This window comes from Luteibacter sp. 3190 (assembly GCF_031456385.1).
In the GTDB taxonomy this organism is placed as follows: Bacteria; Pseudomonadota; Gammaproteobacteria; order Xanthomonadales; family Rhodanobacteraceae; genus Luteibacter.
Map to the genome: position 1 here is coordinate 225,481 of NZ_JAVDUO010000004.1, position 19,659 is coordinate 245,139.

The following is a 19,659-nucleotide window of genomic DNA, read 5'->3' on the forward strand; positions in this document are numbered from 1 at the left end:
CGCACGACGCGCCCCAGGGAAGGAGGCAACACCATGAAACGCAGCATGCTCGGCATGGCCGTCCTGACGGCCCTGCTGACGGTGGCTTGCGCCCCGCAGAAAGCGCGCAAGGACGACGGCAGGCTACAGCGCGAAGCGCTCGCCGGCGTCGAACGGCCGGTACCGGAGAGCCTTCCCCTCGCGCGGACGGCGGACCCGTCCGTCGACGACCCGCGACCGGCGCAGGAGTCCGTCGCACGCGAGATCAGTCGTGGCACCGGGCAGTTCATCCGACCGCAGGGCGTGGAACGGGCCGTACCCGTGGCCAGCGGCGCGGACGCGGTCACGCTCAACTTCGAAGACCAGCCCGTGGAAGCGGTGGTCAAGGCGATCCTCGGCGATCTGCTCGACGCGAACTATTCGGTGGCTCCTGGGGTGCAGGGCTCGATCTCGTTCGCGACGGCCAGGCCCGTGGCGAAATCCGAAGCGCTGCCGATCCTCGAGACGTTGCTCTCGTGGACGGGCAACGCGCTGGTGAGGGAACACGGCCGTTTCAGCGTCCTGCCGGCGAACCAGGCGGTCGCCGGCCGTCTTTCGCCGACGTTGCGCGCGACGAAGCCGGCCGCGGGCCTGAGCGCGAGCCTCTTCCCGCTGCGCCATGTGTCCGCGCCCGCGATGGCGAAACTGCTCGGCCCCTTCGTCAAGCCCGACGCCCTGCTGCTCACCGATCCGTCCCGCAACGTGCTGGTGGTCGCCGGTACGCGCGACGAACTCGCACGCGTCGGCGAGACGATCGAGACCTTCGACGTCGACTGGGTCGCCGGCATGTCCGTGGGTGTCTTCAGTCTGCGCAACGCGACGGTCGGCGAATTGCTCCCCGCGCTCGAGGGGACGTTCGGCGAATCGAGCAACACGCCCATCGCGGGCCTGCTCAGGTTCATCCCCATCGAACGGACCAACGCCATCGTCGTCATCGCGACGCGCTCCTCGCACCTCGATCAGGTCGGCGACTGGATCGACCGCATCGACCGTGGCGGTGGCAACGAGCCACGGCTGTTCGTTTACGACGTACGCAACCTTCTGGCGACCGACGTCGCGCGCTACGTGGCGAACGTGTTCGGCGGCGCCGTGTCGGGCGACGGCGGCGCACGGGTCGCACCGGGGCTCACGCCCGCGACCGTGGCAAGCGCGGGCGGCCTGGACGGCGCTCACGCCGACGCCGCCGCTGCCGGCGCCCCCGCGGATGAACAATCCGACTTCTTCCAGGCGCCGGCGGCGCCGGCGTCGTCGTCGCCGCCCGCCTCCGGCGCCTCCGACCTGCGCATCACGGCGATCGACGCCAACAACCAGCTCATGGTGCGTGCGCGGCCGTCCCAGTGGGCCGAGGTGCGCCAGGCCATCGAACGCCTCGACGCGGTGCCGCTGCAGGTGCAGATCGAGACGCGGATCCTCGAGGTGAAGCTGCGCGACTCGTTCCGTTTCGGCGTGCAGTGGTACCTGGAAGGGCTCGCCGGAGGCAATGGCAGTGTCACTCAGCCCGGCAACAAGCAGCAGTGGGCGCTCGGCGGTGGAACGGCGGCGGCCAGCGGTACGAACACGTTGTATTACTCGTTCGTCAACAAGGATCTCCAGGTGACGCTGCGTGCGATGGAGCGCGACGGGAACACGAAGACGCTCTCCGCGCCGTCGCTGGTCGTCGTGAACAACCACAAGGCACGCATCCAGGTAGGCGACCAGATTCCCGTGACGCAGACCTTCGTCAACACGGGGCAGGGCGGCAACAGCACGGTCGGCCAGGTGGAATACAAGGACACCGGCGTCATCCTGGACGTCCGGCCGCGCGTGAATCCGGGCGGCCTGGTCTACCTCGACGTCGCGCAGGAGGTCAGCAACGCGGATGTCGAGGGCCTGATCGGCAACGCTCCCATATCGAAGCGCAAGCTGACGACGCAGGTCGCGGTGCAGAGCGGGCAGACGGTGTTGCTCGGCGGCCTCATCGGCGAGAAAGAGGCCAGACACCGCAGCGGCGTTCCCTTCCTCGGCCGTATCCCCGTCCTTGGCATCCTTTTCTCGGAGCGCTCGGAATCGCGCGATCGCACGGAGCTCGTCGTGCTCATCACGCCGCGGGTGATCACCAACGGCGACGACGCGAAGCGCGTCTCGGACGACTATCGGCGCGCGTTCCAGTCCCTGCGCCCGTTCGACGTGACGGCCGCGGACAGGAAGCCCTCGCCCGCAGGAGACGACATCGAACGCGAGGGCTGAGAGCGGCGGCGTCCGCCCTTGCGTACCATAGCGGGGACATGCAGACCGTCTTTCCCATCACTCCGCTTCTCCCCGATATCGTCGACGCGCTGGCGGCCCACCCGCGACTCGTGCTCGAAGCACCGCCCGGTGCGGGCAAGACGACGCAGGTGCCGCTGGCGCTGCTCGACGCGCCCTGGCTCGCCGGCGGTCGCATCCTCGTGCTCGAGCCGCGGCGGATCGCCGCCCGCGCCGCCGCCGCGTTCATGGCGCGGCAGCGGAGCGAGGAGGTTGGCGAAACGGCGGGATATCGCATCCGCTTCGAGTCGCGTGTCGGGCCGCGCACGCGCATCGAGGTCGTGACGGAAGGCATCCTTGGGCGGATGATCCAGGACGATCCGTCGCTCGAAGGCGTCGGCGCCATCCTGTTCGACGAATTCCACGAGCGGCACCTCGCGGGCGACCTCGGCGCCGCGCTGGCGCTCGATGTCCAGGCGAGCCTGCGGCCCGACCTCCGTCTCGTCGTGATGTCGGCGACGCTGGATGGCGAACGCATCGAGCGGTGGTTCGGAGCCCGGCGCATCGGCAGTCCGGGGCGAAGTTTTCCCGTGCGCATCGACCATCCACCGGCACGGCCGCAGGAAACCGTCGAGCAGCATCTCGTGCGTACGATCGGGCAGGCGTTGCGCGAAACGGACGGCGATGTGCTCGCCTTCCTTCCGGGACGTCGCGAGATCGAGCGAGCGCGCGGCATGCTGGAACGCCAGTCCGAAAGCGTCGAAGTCGTCGCGTTGCATGGCGAGCTCTCGCTCGCGGAACAACAACTCGCGCTTACGCCGGCCGATCCGGGTACGCGCCGCATCGTCCTCGCCACGAACGTCGCGGAGTCGAGCGTGACGCTCCCGGGCATCCGCGCGGTGGTCGACTCGGGGCTGGCGCGCGAGCCCCGCTTCGATCCGCGATCCGGCTTCGCGCGCCTCGAGACGGTGACGATCTCGCAGGCGTCGGCGGACCAGCGTGCCGGCCGCGCGGGCCGCGTCGCCGAGGGCGTCGCCTATCGCCTGTGGCCGCAGAGCCGGAGGCTGGAGCCCTCGCGAAGCGCGGAGATCGAGCACACGGAGTTATCCGGTCTCGCGCTGGAGCTCGCCGGGTGGGGCAGCGACGACCTGCCATGGCTGGACGCGCCGCCGGCGGGCGCGATGAGTCAGGCCCGCGATCTCCTTCGTCGACTCGGCGCGATCGACGACGCCTCGTCGATCACGCGCCTCGGGCGCGACATGCTCGCGCTCGGTGCGACGCCGCGTCTGGCGGCTGCCGCATTGCGCGCTCCGGTAGCACAGCGGGCACTCGTCGCCGACCTGCTGGCGCTCATCGAAGCGCGTTCGCCGTTGCGAGGCGAGCAAGGGCGCACCGACGACTTTCGCCAGCGGCTCGCCGCGCTGCACCTCTGGCGCGACGGCGGCGCCCGTGCGGCGCGCAACGGCGGCGCCGACGTCGGCGCGCTGGCGGCGATCGAAAAAGCATCGGCGGGCTGGCGTCGCCGCCTCGATGCGAGGACCGCGGCGAGCGGCGTGCCCACCGCTCATGCGGTGGGCGATCTGCTGGTTCACGCGTTTCCCGACCGCGTCGCGAAGCGCGACGATGCGAATCCGTCGAGGTACGCGCTGGCCAACGGTCGCGGCGCCCGTCTGCACGAGGCCAGCGCGCTTCACGGCGAGCCCTGGCTGGTCGTCCTCGACCTTCGCCTCGACGCACGCGACAGCCTGATCTTCGCTGGAGCGCCGTTCGACGCCGACGTGCTCGCGCGCGACCATGCGGACCGTTTCGTCACCGAACGCGTATTGCGATGGGATGAGGACCGCCAGATCGCCGAGGCGTTCGAGGAACGCCGCTTCGACGCCTTGCTCGTCGAACGCCGTGCGGTTCCTCTCGATCCGGCCGATGCCCTGCCTCTGTTGTTGGCGGCCATCCGGACACGTGGCATCGAAGCCTTGCCCTGGAGCGACAACGCGCGCGTCCTCCGCGCGCGCATCGGCGCGCTCCGTCTGTGGCGACCGGAACTCGATCTGCCCGATGTCGGCGACGACGCGTTGCTGCGAACGCTCGAGGCATGGCTCGCCCCGTACCTGCAGGGAAAGCGGCGCCTGGAAGCCATCGAGGCCTCGGAGCTCGGCGAGGCGCTCGCGTCGATGCTGGACTACGACCAGCGCAGGGCGCTCGACGCCCACGCGCCGGAGGCGCTGACGGTCCCCAGCGGCATGACGCGCCGGCTCGCCTATGGCACGCGCGACGACGATGCCGGCGCCCCGCCCATCCTCGCCGTGAAGCTGCAGGAGCTCTTCGGTCTCGCCGACACGCCGCGCGTCGGCGACGGAAGGGTGCCCGTGATGCTCCACCTCCTTTCGCCCGCCGGGCGTCCCATCCAGGTCACGCAGGACCTCGCGGGCTTCTGGAATCGCACGTACCCGGAAGTGAAGAAGGAACTGAAGGGCCGCTATCCGAAGCATCCGTGGCCGGACGATCCCTGGACGGCCACGGCGACGCACCGGGCGAAACCACGAGGCACCTGATCGTCCGGGCGTCCGCCCGGAGCGCCTCGTCGTTCGGCACCCTCCCGACGGTCGGGCGGAGCCCGACGGCTCGCGACCGACGACGACGCTACGTTTCGCGGGCTACGGAGCCAAGAATGGCCGGGCCGCGATCCACGCGGTCTGACAAGGACGATCATGATCTCAGGAGTAAGGGTTATGGCCAGCGCGCCCCGACGAGGGAGGCCTCGCGTTTCGCCGCGCATCCGGTACGCACTTGCCGTCGCGCTCGCATTGCCGGGCACGACCGTCGCCGCCGCGACGCTCGATCAGGGGTTCGGATACTCGACCGAGCCTGTGCCGTCCGAAGTGTTCTGGCGAAAGGACGCGGTGCTCGCCCTCCTGCGGGAGTACGCGGCGGCGGGGCAGACGCATGCCTACATCAACGAGTCGACCGATGCCTCCTACTCGCGATGGGTGTTCGGCGGCGACGAGACGCCTTATGCCGAACTCAGGGAGAACGTCTCGCTCTCACCGGTCGACGAACCGACGCGGGAGGCCATGTACCTCGTCGCGGAAGGCCGCGAAGCCATGACGCAGCGGCAGTTGCATGACTGGAAAGTCCGCGACCTCGGTTACACCAAGGCCACCGCGATGCGTGAAGCGCCTGTGCCGGACGACCTGCGCGACGGTGCGTGGGGCGTTCCCCACATCCTGAAGGCGGGTGTCGATGCGGATATCTACAAAGCGTGCATGCGCGGCATACTCGATATCGGCCGGCCGGCGATGCAGGCCAATTACGCGATGGCCCTGCAGGTGCTGCGAGAGAGGCTGCTCGGCACGCCGCGGGACGCCTGGTACGAGCGAGGTCTGCGCAGCGACGTCATCGGACGCTTCCTCGATCCCGCGCGTCATGGCCAGCCGCACCGGTCCGACATGCACTATCTGATCCAGCTCCTCGACGGCGAGCTCTCGACCTGGCGCGCGACGAGCGGCACCAATCGATACGGGTTCCCGGCGCTGCCTGCCAACCTGCGACTGGCGCGAATCGCGGCCGCGTATCGGGAGGGCATGCCGGGCGGCACCGACGCCTGCCTGCCGAACGGCAGGCACGATCCCGCGAAGGCCGGCATGGGCGGCGCGGATCCTCGCCCGCTGTGCCTTGCCGACGCGACCGACCGCGCGATCCACCGGTGGTACGGGCAGGCGATCATCGATGAAGTGCTGGCTGTCGGCGACATCTCCGGCGAGAGCCTGTCGACCCCGCTTCAGAACCTTGCCTCACCCCTGCAATCCAGCAGCCTGGGGCACCTCGGCATTCCACTCGACGGCCAGCTGGACGGCATCGTCAGTCTGGACATGGCGGAGGCCAAGGCAGCCAACCGGTTGGTATCGGTCGGCCAGATGTCCATGCGACAGGGCGACATGGTGCTGCGGCACGTCTCCATGAAACAGTGCGGGAGGACGCCATGACGCCGTCCACCATTCCCTCCTGGCGCCGGAGGTCCCTTTTCCGGCGCCGCATGCTGGGCGCGGCGATGCTCGCCACGCTCGTTGTCGGGGGCCTGCCGCGCCACGCGGAAGCAGGCGGGGACGGCAGGGTCACCATGCTGGCGGTCGCGAACGACGACGAGTACTTCATGCAGACATGGCTCGCCGTGCCCATGCGCCGCTATGCTTTCGGCATGCGGCGATGGTTGCAGGAAGCCTTCGCGGGCCACGGCGGACGCGCCGCCGACGCGGCCGAATTGCTGCGCTTCCAGCAGCAGATCCGCCGCGCCACCTTCTCGCATTTCCAGTACACCTATACCGTGGAGGGTGTGGAACACGCGCGCATCTATCTGGGTGTATCGGGCCGCCCCTTTTCCGAGCTCATCAATACGGCCTATCGCGGCGCGCGACACCTCGAGGTGCCGCCGATGCCGACGAGGAACTATTTCAACGAGGACAACGTCGTCAGCTTCGGTTCCGTCGGTGCGCCCACCTGGTCGGACGTGACGCCGCAACCGGTCACGCCCGGCACGCCGAATCGCGCCAACGACGCCGAGATCAAGGTCTTGCAGGCGATCATGCGCGACATATCCAGCGGTTTGATCCCGGCGGGCGGACGCCTCCTCGGGTTCGTCAGCCAGCAGCCATGCCCCTCCTGCCATGCCGCCTTCCAGCAGTTCTCGGTGGAAGCCCGGGCGGACGTGCACATCAACTACGTCGAAGGCAGTCCGCATTCGCCGCAAACGATGACGCCGGCACTCGCGGTCATCCGCAACCTGCGGAACGTCCTCGCCGACGAACTGACCACGCACTTCGCTCCGCCGGTCAACGTCGTGAGGATGAGTTCCGAGGTCGAGTCCACCGACGAAGCCTCCACGTCGATGTGCACGAACCGCTAGCTCCGCCGCGGACGTCCGCTCAGCCCAGGGGCCGCACGCGAAAGCTGCGGCCCTTGATCTTTCCGGCGCGCAGGCGCTCGAGGGCCTTGTTCGCGAGGTCCCGCCGGATCGCGACATAGGCGCGCGTGGCGTAGACGTCGATCTTGCCGATGTCCTTGCCGTCGAGACCGGCATCGCCGGTGAGCGCGCCGAGGATGTCGCCGGGCCGCATCTTGTCCTTGCGTCCGCCATCGATGACGAGGGTCTTCATCGGGGCGAGGTTCAGCACCTTGCGTGCCTCGTTCGCCGGTTTCGCCGGATGTCGCGGCAGCGGCGCGCCGATGCGTTCCTCGATCGCCCGCAGCTTGTTCAGTTCGCGCGAGCCGGCGAGCACGATCGCCAGCCCGCTCGCACCCGCGCGGCCCGTACGGCCGACGCGGTGCGTGTGCGTATCCGGATCGTGCGCCACGTCGAAGCTCACGACGAGCGGCAGGCCGGCGATGTCGAGGCCTCGCGCCGCGACGTCGGTCGCCACGAGCACCCCGCAACTGTGGTTCGCGAAGCGAACGAGCACCTCGTCGCGATCGCGCTGGTCGAGGTCGCCATGCAGGGCCAGGGCAGAAAAGCCGCGGCGGTCCAGTTCCGCCGCGACGGCTTCGGTGTCCTTGCGCATGTTGCAGAAGACCAGTACGGCCTCCGGCTTCTCCTGCGTGAGGATACGGGCGAGCACGTCGACCTTCACCGGCGGTTCGACCTCGACCACGCGCTGTTCGATCGTGGTCGCGTCGTGGCCTTCCTCGACGGTCACCTCCAGCGGATCCTTTTGCACCCGCCCGCTCACCGCGCGAATCGCATCCGGATAGGTCGCGGAAAACAGGAGCGTCTGGTGGTGCTTCGCGATGCGGCCGACGATGTCGTCGATCGCTTCCTCGAAGCCCATGTCGAGCATCCGGTCGGCTTCGTCGAGCACCAGCACCTTGATGCCGCCGCCGTGCAGGCTGCCGCGCTTGAGGTGCTCCTGCACGCGGCCGGGCGTGCCGACCACGATGTGCGGATCGTGTTCCAGCGACGCCAGCTGCGGACCGAGCGGCATGCCGCCGCAGAGGGTGAGGAGCTTGACGTTGGGGATGTTGACCGCGAGCCGGCGTATGGCCTTGCTGACTTGATCGGCGAGCTCGCGCGTGGGACAGAGCACGAGCGCCTGCAGGCGGATCTGCGAAACGTCGATGCGCTGGAGCAGGCCGAGGCCGAACGCCGCCGTCTTGCCGCTGCCCGTACGGGCCTGCGCGATGACGTCGCGGCCCTGCAGGATGGCCGGCAGGCTTTCACGCTGGATGGCCGTCATGCCGCCGTACCCGAGGGACTCGACGGTGGAGAGAAGGGCCGGATCGAGGCCGAGGGTCTGGAAATCGTTCATTCGCCCATGATCGCATGCCGCGAAAGATGGCGTGCGATCACGCCCGGCTACCAGCGCGTCCGGTCGGGCAACAGGCCCTTCAGCTCGGCCTCGGTGAGGTTGCGCCACTGGCCCACCTTCAGATGACCCAGCTTCACGTTGATGATCCGCACGCGGCGCAGTTGCGTGACGCGGTAGCCGAACGCGGCGGCCATCAGGCGGATCTGCCGGTTCAGGCCCTGCGTGAGCACGATGGAGAAACCGAACTTGGCGATGCGCCGCACCTTGCACGGCTTCGTCATCTGTCCGTGGATACGCACGCCGCGCGCCATCCCGGTGAGGAAGTCGTCCGTCACCGCCTTGTTCACCGCGACGAGGTATTCCTTCTCGTGGTTGTTCTCGGCACGGAGGATCTCGTTGACGATGTCCCCGTTGCTGGTCAGCAGGATCAGGCCCTCGGAATCCTTGTCCAGGCGGCCGATCGGAAAGATGCGCTGGGCATGGTCGACGAAATCCACGATGTTGCCGCTGACCGTGGTGTCGGTGGTGCAGGTGATGCCCACGGGCTTGTTCAGCGCGATGTACACGCCTCGGCTCTTCGCCGGGCTGGCGACGAGCGTGCGCGCTACGACGACCTCGCCGTCGACCTTGACGACGTCGCCGTCCAGCGCCTTGGCGCCCATGCCGACGACCTCGTCGTTGATCGTGACGCGCCCGGCGACGAGGAGCTCGTCGGCCTCGCGGCGGGAGCAGAGGCCGGCTTCGCTGATGTACTTGTTGACGCGCATCGCGGTTCCGTTACGAGCGGAGGCCGACGCCGCGCTTGAGCAGGCGCAGGGCGACCGCGGAAAGTCCGACGACGAACACGAGCATCACGACGAACGCGGTGGCGATCGGCACGTCGCTGACGCCGAGCACGCCGAAACGGAACGCGTTGACCATGTACAGGATGGGGTTCACCAGCGAGATGCTGCGCCACGGCTCGCCGAGGAGGTCCACCGAATAGAAGACGCCGCCGAGGTACGTCAGCGGGGTGAGCACGAAGGTCGGCACCAGCGCGATGTCGTCGAACTTCTTCGCGAACACGGCGTTGACGAAGCCGGCGAGCGAGAACACCGTGGCGCCGAGCATCACCGAAAGGAACGTGGTGACCGGGTGCGCGACGTGCAGGTCGGTGAAGAACAGGGCGATCACCAGCACCAGCGCGCCGACGATCACGCCGCGCGTCACCGCGCCCGTGACGTAGCCGAGGAGGATCACCCAGTTCGGCATCGGCGACACCAGCATTTCCTCCACGAAACGGCCGAACTTGGCACCGAAGAAGGAGCTGGAGATGTTCCCGTAGCTGTTCGTGATGATGCTCATCATGACGAGGCCCGGCACGATGTACTGCATGTACGTGAAGCCGTGCATCGTGCCGATGCGGCTGCCGATCAGCTTGCCGAAGATGACGAAGTAGAGCGTCATCGTGATCGCCGGCGGAATCAGCGTCTGCGTCCAGATGCGCAGGATGCGCACGATCTCGCGGCGGACGATGGTGCCCAGCGCGACGAGGTTGGTGGAGGCGCTCATGCCGCATTCTCCCGGCCGTGCTCGACCAGCCGCACGAAGAGTTCCTCCAGGCGGTTGGCCTTGTTGCGCATCGACGTCACGGTGACGCCATGCGCCGAGAGGGCCGCGAAGAGGGAGTTGAGGTCGTGCGATCGGGACATTTCGGCTTCGATCGTATGGTCGTCCAGCGCGCGGAGCACGACGCCGGGCAGGCTGGGCATGTCGGCGGGCACGCCGGAGACGTCGAGCACGAACGTCTCGACGTCGAGGGTGGCGAGCAGACTCTTCATCGACGTGTTCTGGACGATGCGGCCCTGGTCGATGATCGCGATGTTGCGGCAGAGCTGCTCCGCTTCCTCGAGGTAGTGTGTGGTGAGGATCACCGTGGTCCCGGCCTCGTTGATGCCGCTGACGAACTGCCACATGGAACGGCGGATCTCGATGTCGACGCCCGCCGTGGGCTCGTCGAGGATCAGCAGCTTCGGCTCGTTCATCATGGCGCGCGCGATCATCAGCCGGCGCTTCATGCCACCCGAGAGCATGCGCGCCTGGTGGTGCGCCTTGTCCCACAGGCGCAGCTCCTTCAGGTACTTCTCGGCGCGCTCCGACGCCTCGGCCCGGCCGATGCCATAGAAGCCGGCCTGGTTCACGCAGATGTCGAAAGGCTTCTCGAACTGGTTGAAGTTGATCTCCTGGGGTACCAGGCCGATCAGCCGCATGGCCTCGCTGCGGTTCCGGTGGATCGATACGCCGAACACCTCGGCGTCGCCCGACGAGGCGTTCACGAGGGACGAGAGGATGCCGATCAGGGTCGACTTTCCGGCGCCGTTGGGGCCCAGCAGGGCGAAGAAATCGCCGGGCTGGACGGTCAGGGAGATGCCCTTGAGGGCCTCGACCCCGTTGCCGTAGGTCTTGCGTAAATCGTTGACGTGCAAAGCGGGAGTGGTCATGGGCTGCGCCGGGATGACAAGCCGCCTATTATACCGGGCTTTGCCGGGCCGCCCCGTTCCCCGGCGTCAACAGAGACTTTCCATGGCCGAACAATTCCAGCTCCGCCTCGCCGACAGCTTCATGCTGGCGCCGACGGTGCGGCACCTGTCCTTCGAGCGGGTGGACGGCCAGCCGCTGGCCTTCGTGCCCGGCCAGTTCCTCCAGGTCCACTTCCACTACGACGACGGCAAGGCCACCAAGCGGAGCTATTCCGTGGGCACGGTGGGCGACGGCAAGAGCCCGGTGGACCGCATCGAGATCGCCGTGAGCTACGTCGAGGGCGGGGCCGCGACGAAGCTGCTCGGGGAGCTGGAGCACGGAGGCACGATCGACGCGAGCGGCCCCTACGGCCGCTTCTGTCTCATGGACGGCGACACGAACCGGCGCTACATCCTGATCGCCACCGGCACGGGCGTGACGCCGTATCGCGCCATGCTGCCGCAGATCGAGGCGCTGATCGCCAGCCGCGGCTGCCGTTTCGTGCTGCTCTACGGCGCGCGCAACGAGGGCGAACTGCTCTATGGCGAGGAATTCGAGGCGTTCGCGCGCGAACACGAGGGATTCGATTTCCACGCCTGCCTCTCGCGGGGCGCGCGCCCGAATCCGCGCCCACACGATCGCCTGGGCTACGTGCAGGACATGCTGGCCGAGCTCGAGCCGAGCGCCGAAGGTGACATCGCCTACCTGTGCGGAAACCCGAACATGGTGGATGCCGCGTTTTCGGCACTGAAGGAGCACGGGCTCGCCGTGCAGCACATCCGTCGCGAGAAGTACATCTCGTCGCGGTGATCCCGGGGCCATCGGCCTATACTTCCCGACCATGCACGCCCAGGCCGCCCCGTTCCACCTTTCGCCCGAGATGCAGCGTTACGCGGCGCTCGACCAGCGCCTGCTCGCGGCGGTCCGCACCATCCGCATCCTGCCCACGATTTCGTGGCCCGCGTCGGTCGAAGAGCGGCTGATCGCCGAATTTGGGGCCGGCCGGCTCTCGCTGCCCGACATCCGTTACAGGCCGCCCGACCTCGGCGACACGCGCGCTGAGCTCGAGGCGATCGAGGCCGAGGCCGACGAAGATCACCCGATCGCCGAATACCTCCGGCGGACGGCGGAATCCTGGCGCGTCGCGACTGGGATGCTGGACGCGGCAGGCACCGATGGCGTGACGCAGGCCTCGGTGGCGCTCTACGGGAAGCCTGGCGACGCCATCCCCGGCAGCAATCGCAGCAATCTGGACGCGGCCCGTTACTTTGTCGACCTGGCGGACGAGCTCGGCGCCGATCTCGAAACGGAGGACGCGACCGGCACGATTCCGGCCGAGGAACTGCGCCGCGACATGACCGAGCGGCTGGACGCGTTCTTCGCGCCCGGCACGATCGCCGTCGAGGTCGATCCCGAGCTCACCGCGAAGGCCGCGGCCGGCGCGACGCGCATCCGCCTGCGCGGTGGCGTGCGCTTCACGGAGTACGACCGTCACCAGCTGCTGGCGCACGAAGCGTTCGTGCATTCGCTCACGGCGCTCAACGGCAGGGAACAGCCGGTGCTCGCATCGCTGGCACGCACGTCGCCGCGCGTCACGGCGACACAGGAGGGCCTGGCGGTGTTCGCCGAACTGATGTCGGGCGCCATCGACATCTCGCGCCTGAAACGCATCAGCCTGCGCATCCTCGCGATCGACATGGCGCTCAACGGCGCCGATTTCGTGGAGGTGTTCCGTTACTTCCGCGAATGCGGCCAGAACGTCCCCGACAGCTTCCACTCCGCGCAGCGCGTGTTCCGTGGCGTGCCGCTGACCGGCGGGTCGGCCTTCGCCAAGGACAACGTCTACCTGAGCGGCCTGCTCGCCGTGCACACGTTTTTCCGCTGGGCGCTCCGCCAGCGTCGGCTCGATCTCCTGCGCAACCTGTTCGCCGGCAAGCTCGCGTTGCACGATGTGCTGAGCCTCGAATCGCACTTCGTCGCCGGCGACATCGCCGAACCGCGGTACCTGCCGCCATGGATGCAACACGTGCATGGACTGGCCGGCAAGCTCGCGTTTTCCCTGTTCGTCAATCACATCCACATGGCGGGCGTGGAGGCCGAGGAAATTTCCCTCGGCCTCTGACCGTTCGCTCAGCGGATTTCGATCTCCGGCGACAGCGCGAAGAAGCGACCGTCGGCGCATTCGACACGCAGGCGTGCGTTCCGAGTCGGCGTCATCTCCGCGGGGAGGGTGACGGTGGCGCGGCCCTTGTTGGCCACGGCGACCGCGAGTGGCGTGGCGAGGAACGTCTTGCCACCATCGACCGAGAGATCGATGTCGACCTTGGGGCAACCGATGGGAGCGACGGCGGTGCCGGCCACATTCCAGCGCACCTGTCGGGCCTTGCCGCGCCTCAGCACGGTGCCCGCGGCCGGAGCCTCGATCGCGAACGCCTCGCCCGTGTCGACCACGCGTACCGTGCGGTCGGCGCTCACGACGTGCGACCGGTGGTCGCGGTTGTCGCGTGCCGTCAGGCGGAAACGCAGGTTGCGGTCGTACTGCGGCAGGGCGTCGCCGAGACCCTCCGGCTCGTTGCCGAGCAGAACGTCCATGGCAGGGAAGGTCTGCTCGCCGCGGGCCTGCGGCGGTCGCGAGCGGAACAGGGCACCGCGCCTCAGGTCCACCAGATCCTCGTCCGCGGGCTGCAAGGGCCCCTTGTCCATCTGCTCGAAGGTATAGGTGATGTTCGCGCGCGGATCGGCGAACGATGCCACCGCCTGCAGGCGGAAAGGAGTCTGTGCGGGCACCAGGACCGGCTTGTTCCACCCCGTGGTATCGATGACGGGCACCGGCGCCGTATTGGGTCGCGTGGCGGCGCATTCGCCACCGATGCCGTCGAGCCACGTACCGATCTGCTCGATGCTGGCGGCGTGGAAGTAGGGGTCGCTATGGGCCTGCAGGTTGTTCCGGGGACAGATGCCCGCGTATCCCATGATCGTGGAACCGCTGCCCGGCTCCACGTTGGAGTCGGTGTCCTCGTGATCGCCGGTGCAGCCGTTGAACGTGTGGTGTGCGCCGAACTGATGGCCGAGTTCGTGCGCGACGAAGTCGACGTGGAACGCGTCGCCGAACGGATGCGCGCTGCCCGTCATGCCGGCCGCCTTCGCCTGGTGCAGGCGTGCCTCGTCACCCGACCACGGCATGCAGGTGTTCCCGATCTGGCCGGCCACGCCGGCATCCCGCCGGCCATCGAGCAGGTGGCCCACGTCGAACGCGTCTTCCCCGAGCTTTTCCCGGGTGACGAGGACGTTCATGGTGGCGGCGTCGAAGTCGGACAGGCCGGCGCCCGGCGCTGCGAGCTCGAACGGGTCGAGTGCCTTGTTCGGGAAAACGAGACGGTCGTTGTTCTCCGCGAGGACGAAGTGCACGCCGAGATCGTTCTCGAAGATCGCGTTGACGCGGTTGACCGTGCGAACGATGCCGGCGAGCCCGTCCTCGATCGTGCCGCCCATCTTCGCGGTGTAGCTTGATGTGGCGGTCATGGCCAGGCGGAACGTGCGCAGCACGGGTGTACCCTCCGGAGCGGCGCCACGGCGGAACGGTGCGGCGCCTGGGGCGATCGTGGCCGCGCTGCCGATGCCCGCGCTTTCGGTCCAGGCCGACATGGGCGCATCGGCGCGACGGAAGACGATGTGGCGATCGGCGCCCTTCGCGCGGCTACCGCCCGCGGATTCGGGGCGAAGCATCCAGTCGCCGGCTTCGTCGCGGACGATGGCGTGCACGCCATCGCGTGCGATGTCGAGGCGGACCTGGCGGCCCGCCGCGTCCTTGCCCTTGAGGCTTCGCAGGTTCGGGTATTTCGCCGCGAGGGAGGCCGGAAGGACGTTCGCGTCCTCCAGCTCGAACACGGTCTGCCCGCCATCGGGCAGCGGCAGTTCGAGGCGCGCGGGAGCCGCGCCGCGAGCGGAGCGCGTCGCCGCCAGCCCGGCCCGGTCGAGGATCACGCTGCGGTAGCGCGACGGCATGTCGGTATCCGCGGCCCGGGCCGCGGTCGTCGAGACCGTCGGGCCGTCACGCCACAGCGAGGCGGCGGTGGCGCTCATGGAGGCGGTGCCGAGGCATGCCGCGATGGCTAAGGAGAGCGTTGTTTTCAGGCGCATGGAGTGGACCTTCCTGGTGAGAACCGGCGGGAGCCGGAAAGGTGCCCATGAGGCCAGACGGGGCGGCGGTCGTGATGTCGGCGTCACCCGCAGTCAATGTCAGCGCGCCGCGCGCTTCACGACGGAAAAGTCCGACGTCGTCACTGCGAAGAACGGACGTCTGTCGCACCGGACCCGCACGCGCGCACGATCGCTGGCGATGTGGTCCGGCAACACCGGCGCCGCGTCGCCGTCGTTCGGTTCGTCCACGGCGATCGTGGTCCAGTCGTCACCGCCATCGAGCGACAGGTCGACGTCGACGAAGTGGCAGGCGATCGGGTCGGCATCGGTGCCGGCGACGTTCCAGCGCAGCGGCATCGGTTCGCCAGCCGTCGCCGTAGCGGGAACGTCGACGGCGAAAGCCTGGCCGGTATCGACGACGTGCACGCGCGCGTTCGCCTGGGCGAGCGTCGACGACTCGCCCGCGTTGTCGCGGACGGTCAGCGTGAAATCCAGCGTGCGCGTCGCCGTGGGCAGGCGCTCGCCCGTTCCGCCGTCCTGACCGCGCAACGCGTCCGCCATGCGCGGAAACGTGCGCCGGCCGGACGTGGTGGGCGGCCACGAGCGGAACAGGATGCCGTCGGTGTCCGTACCTGCGCCGCCATACGCGCCCATCTGTTCCCACGCGTACGTCAACCGGCGGCCGCGCTCGCCGGGTGTGGCGAGCGCCTCGAGCGCGAAGGGCGTGCGCGCGGGCACGACGATCCATTCGTCGAGCTGGCGTGGGTCGATCCACGGCGCGGTCGCACCGTTCAGCCGCTTCGTCGCACAGCGGCCGCCGCGCGACGAAAGCCAGTCGTGCATCTGGCCGATGCTCACGGCATGGAAGTAGCGATCCGCGCGCGCCTGCAGCGTCGCGGCGGGCGCGCAGGTCGCCGACGCGTATCCCATCGCCGTGCTACCGCTGCCAGGTTCGACCGCGTGATCGCCTAGCGCGTCGCGCTGGCACCCCGCGGCCGTCGGCCACGCGCCGAGCTGGCGCCCGAGGACGTGGATGAAGAAGTCGAGGCCCTGCGGCGACGTCGCCAGTTCCTTCGTTCCGCTCCATGCGGCCGCCTTGTGGGTCGCCATGAAGTCGGCGTCGCGGGCGTCGGTGCACGAGGTGCCGACCTCGCTTTGTCCGCCCGACATGTCCAGCAGCGCATGACCGATGTCGTAGTTCGCCCCACCGACGATGCCGTCGATCCATTCGACCGCCGTGGGGACGGGATCGCCACGCAGGAACGGATCCTGGCGTGCCCGTATCGGGATCAACCGGTCGCTGTCTTCCACGAGCGTGAAGTGGACGCCCATGTCCGTTTCGAACACCTCGTTCGCCCGGTTGACGAGGTGGACCACCTCGCCGAGCGTCTGCGCGACGGTACCTCCGGCCTTCGTCGCGTACCCGCTGTCCGTGGCGACCGCGAGGCGGAAGTCGTAACGCACGCCGCCTTGGGCACGGGCGTTGGCCCCGGACGCGTGTTCCTTGCGCGAACCCGCCTCGCCGGCGCCGAGGACTGGCGGCACCACCTTCGCGTCGGCCGTGTTCGGCGACGCCGGCGCCGTCCATCCGCCCCCCTTCGTGGCACGCGCCACCCATTCGTTCGCGCCGTCGCGGACCGCGAGCCGGAGATCGTCGTTCGCCAGATCGAGCCGGGCCGTGCGGCCGAGCGGATCCACGCCCCGGAAACTCCGCAGTCCCGGGAAGCGTCGCGCGAGGCCGGGCGGCACGGTGCGCGAATCGCGCATTTCGAAGGTGGACGAGGCGCCGTCGCCGACAGGCAGCTCGGCCGCCACGCCCGAATCGGGTGCGCCGATGGGCGGCGCGAGCAGGGCGTCGCGCAGGGCGTCGGGCGAGGCGTCGGTCGCCACGGCGGCGGGTGACGCGATGACGGCGAAGAGGGTGAGGAGCAGGGCGAAACGGCGCATGACGGCTCGTGCTTGCGAGAGGAGCCGGCGAGCGTACGCAGCCGCACGGCCGCGCAATGCCGGCACGCGTCCTTTCGAAAGGTCGTTTTCGATATCACTGCTTGTCGCAATGCATCACAACGTCGAGGGCGGAGCCCGCGTGGGGCGGTGCTACCATGGCCGCTTGCGCGGAGCCCGACGGCCCGCCAGCGCTCTTCCTTCCGTTATCACGTCCCACAGGATCCCATGGCCATCTCCGAGGAACTGAGGCAAGCCGCTCTCGAATACCACCGCCTTCCCCGTCCGGGAAAGATCAAGGTCACGCCGACCACGTCGCTGCTCACCCAGCGCGACCTGTCGCTCGCGTACTCGCCCGGCGTCGCCGCGGCGTGCGACGCGATCGTGGCCGATCCGCGCGAAGCGGCCGACCTGACCGCGCGGTCCAACCTCGTCGCCGTGATTTCCAACGGCACCGCGGTGCTCGGACTGGGCAACATCGGCGCGCTGGCGAGCAAGCCGGTGATGGAAGGCAAGGGCGTCCTGTTCCAGAAGTTCGCCGGCATCGACGTGTTCGACATCGAGATCAACGAGAACGATCCCGACAAGCTGGTCGACATCATCGCCAGCCTCGAGCCCACGTTCGGCGGGATCAATCTCGAGGACATCAAGGCACCCGAGTGCTTCATCGTCGAGCGCAAGCTGCGCGAGCGCATGAAGATCCCCGTGTTCCACGACGATCAGCACGGTACCGCGATCATCGTCGGCGCCGCCGTCATCAACGCGCTGCTCGTCACCGGCAAGAAGATCGAGGACGTGAAGCTGGCGACCACCGGCATGGGCGCGGCGGGCATCTCCTGCGTCGACATGCTGGTGACGCTCGGCATGAAGAAGGAGAACATCCTCGCGTTCGATCGCGACGGCGTGCTCCACAGCGGCCGCACCGATCTGGACCCCGACAAGCAGCGTTACGCGCGCGACACCGACAAGCGGACGCTCGCCGAGATCGTCGAGGGCGCGGACATCTTCCTCGGCCTTTCCGCCGGCGGCATCCTCAAGCCGGAAATGGTCGCCACGATGGCGGAGCGCCCGATCATCTTCGCGCTCGCGAACCCCAATCCGGAGATCCTGCCGGAAGACGCGAAGGCGGTGCGCCCGGACTGCATCATGGCGACGGGCCGTTCGGATTACCCGAACCAGGTCAACAACGCGCTGTGCTTCCCGTACCTCTTCCGCGGCGCGCTCGACGTCGGCGCGTCCGTCATCAACGAAGCGATGAAGGTGGCCTGCGTGCAGGCCATCGCCGAGCTGGCGCGTCGCGAGTCGTCGGACGTCAGCGCCCGCGCGTATGGCGGCAAGCCGCCGAGCTTCGGTCCGGACTACCTGATCCCGCAGCCGTTCGATCCGCGCCTCCTGATCCAGCTGCCGCCGGCCATCGCGCGCGCCGCGATGGACTCGGGCGTGGCCGAGCGTCCGATCGAGGACTTCCCGGCGTACATCGAGAAGCTGACGAGCTTCGTCTTCCGCACCGGGCTGCTGATGAAGCCGGTGTTCGATCGCGCGAAGGCCGATCCGAAGCGCGTCGTCTACGCCGAGGGCGAGGAAGAGACCGTGCTGCGCGCCGTGCAGACCGTCGTCGACGAAGGCCTGGCGCGTCCGATCCTCGTCGGTCGTCCCGACGTCATCGAGAAGCGCATCGCGCGGGCGGGCCTGCGCATGAAGCCCGGCGTCGACTTCGAGATGTGCAACATCCACTCGGATCCGCGCTTCGAGGACTACTGGCGCCTCTACCACTCGATCATGGAGCGTCGCGGCGTCACGCCCGCGTCGGCCAAGGCCGTGGTCCGCTCGCGTCCCACGGTGATCGCGGCGCTGATGGTCGAGCGCGGCGAGGCCGACGCGATGATCTGCGGCCTCGTGGGCACGTACCAGAGCAAGCTCGATTACATCTGCGACATCATCGGCCTGGACGAGGGCCTCGCCGAGGCCTCGGCCATGGCGGCCGTCGCCACCGAGAAGGGCACGTTCTTCTTCCTCGACACGTACGTGCAGGAGGACCCGACGGCCGCGCAGATCGCCGAGGCGACGCTCCAGGCCTCCATCCGCCTGAAGCTGTTCGGCATCCAGCCCAAGATCGCGCTGCTCTCGAACTCCAACTTCGGCAGCCGCGAGACGCGCAATTCGCGCAAGATGCGCGAGGCGCTCAAGCTGATCCGCGAGCGCGTGCCCAAGCTGGAAGTCGAGGGCGAGATGCAGGCCGACGTGGCGCTCACCCCCGAACTCCGCGAGCGGATCTTCCCGAACTCGCGGCTGGAGGGTAAGGCCAACGTGTTCGTCTTCCCGAACCTCGATGCCGCCAACACGGCCTACAACATGGTCCGCGTCCTCTGCGACGGCGTCGTGATCGGCCCGATCCTCATGGGCGTGGCCAAGCCGGCGCACATCCTGACGCCGCAGGCCACGGTCCGTCGCGTGGTCAACATGACCTCGGTGGCGTGCGTCGAGGCCCAGATCCGCGCAGGCAAGCCGCGGACCGTCGTAACCGATTGATTTGGTGACA

General features: G+C 68.6%; 13 protein-coding genes. 7 read left to right on the forward strand and 6 right to left on the reverse strand.

Annotated elements, in window-relative coordinates; genetic code table 11:
- The first annotated feature begins 33 nt into the window (after positions 1–33).
- The 4 genes from gspD (at position 34) to J2X58_RS16650 (ending at position 7,141) form a co-directional block, all read left to right on the forward strand.
- On the forward strand, positions 34–2,244 hold the full coding sequence (gene gspD / locus J2X58_RS16635) for a type II secretion system secretin GspD (protein ID WP_310049584.1): 2,211 nt from the start codon (positions 34–36) through the stop codon (positions 2,242–2,244).
- Between the two features lie 38 nt (positions 2,245–2,282).
- Positions 2,283–4,793 (forward strand): ATP-dependent helicase HrpB, encoded by a 2,511-nt coding sequence (gene hrpB / locus J2X58_RS16640; RefSeq protein WP_310049587.1) that lies wholly within the window; start codon positions 2,283–2,285, stop codon positions 4,791–4,793.
- Between the two features lie 177 nt (positions 4,794–4,970).
- Positions 4,971–6,224, forward strand: a complete 1,254-nt coding sequence (locus J2X58_RS16645; RefSeq protein WP_310049590.1) for a hypothetical protein — start codon at positions 4,971–4,973, stop codon at positions 6,222–6,224.
- Positions 6,221–7,141 (forward strand): hypothetical protein, encoded by a 921-nt coding sequence (locus J2X58_RS16650; RefSeq protein WP_310049593.1) that lies wholly within the window; start codon positions 6,221–6,223, stop codon positions 7,139–7,141. Before J2X58_RS16645 ends, J2X58_RS16650 begins: the two co-directional genes overlap by 4 nt.
- A 19-nt stretch (positions 7,142–7,160) precedes the next feature.
- On the opposite strand, the gene dbpA is transcribed toward J2X58_RS16650, so the two are convergent.
- The 4 genes from dbpA to J2X58_RS16670 are packed head-to-tail and all read right to left on the reverse strand — an operon-like array spanning position 7,161 to position 11,017.
- Complete coding sequence (gene dbpA, locus J2X58_RS16655; protein ID WP_310049596.1) at positions 7,161–8,537, reverse strand: ATP-dependent RNA helicase DbpA; 1,377 nt, start codon at positions 8,535–8,537, stop codon at positions 7,161–7,163.
- A gap of 47 nt (positions 8,538–8,584) precedes the next feature.
- Positions 8,585–9,304 carry a pseudouridine synthase gene (locus J2X58_RS16660; RefSeq protein WP_310049598.1) on the reverse strand — a complete coding sequence of 240 codons (720 nt, stop codon included), beginning with the start codon at positions 9,302–9,304 and terminating at the stop codon, positions 8,585–8,587.
- A 10-nt stretch (positions 9,305–9,314) separates the two neighbouring features.
- Positions 9,315–10,088 carry an ABC transporter permease gene (locus J2X58_RS16665; RefSeq protein ID WP_310049601.1) on the reverse strand — a complete coding sequence of 258 codons (774 nt, stop codon included), beginning with the start codon at positions 10,086–10,088 and terminating at the stop codon, positions 9,315–9,317.
- On the reverse strand, positions 10,085–11,017 hold the full coding sequence (locus tag J2X58_RS16670; protein ID WP_090057396.1) for an ABC transporter ATP-binding protein: 933 nt from the start codon (positions 11,015–11,017) through the stop codon (positions 10,085–10,087). The genes J2X58_RS16665 and J2X58_RS16670 overlap by 4 nt, the downstream gene beginning before the upstream one ends.
- A gap of 82 nt (positions 11,018–11,099) precedes the next feature.
- On the opposite strand from J2X58_RS16670, the gene J2X58_RS16675 reads away from it, so the two are divergent.
- Both J2X58_RS16675 and J2X58_RS16680 read left to right on the forward strand, forming a co-directional pair.
- Complete coding sequence (locus tag J2X58_RS16675) at positions 11,100–11,846, forward strand: FAD-binding oxidoreductase (RefSeq protein ID WP_310049604.1); 747 nt, start codon at positions 11,100–11,102, stop codon at positions 11,844–11,846.
- A 31-nt stretch (positions 11,847–11,877) separates the two neighbouring features.
- A complete protein-coding gene (locus J2X58_RS16680; RefSeq protein ID WP_090057391.1) occupies positions 11,878–13,158 on the forward strand; it encodes a flavohemoglobin expression-modulating QEGLA motif protein in 1,281 nt (426 codons plus the stop codon).
- Between the two features lie 8 nt (positions 13,159–13,166).
- Here the strand turns inward: J2X58_RS16680 and J2X58_RS16685 are convergent, their stop codons facing one another.
- Complete coding sequence (locus J2X58_RS16685) at positions 13,167–15,176, reverse strand: reprolysin-like metallopeptidase (RefSeq protein ID WP_310049609.1); 2,010 nt, start codon at positions 15,174–15,176, stop codon at positions 13,167–13,169.
- Between the two features lie 99 nt (positions 15,177–15,275).
- Positions 15,276–17,123 carry a reprolysin-like metallopeptidase gene (locus J2X58_RS16690; protein ID WP_310049612.1) on the reverse strand — a complete coding sequence of 616 codons (1,848 nt, stop codon included), beginning with the start codon at positions 17,121–17,123 and terminating at the stop codon, positions 15,276–15,278.
- A 225-nt stretch (positions 17,124–17,348) separates the two neighbouring features.
- On the opposite strand from J2X58_RS16690, the gene J2X58_RS16695 reads away from it, so the two are divergent.
- Entirely contained in the window at positions 17,349–19,649 is a 2,301-nt protein-coding gene (locus J2X58_RS16695) for an NADP-dependent malic enzyme (RefSeq protein ID WP_310049614.1), read from the forward strand.
- The last annotated feature ends 10 nt before the right edge of the window (positions 19,650–19,659 follow it).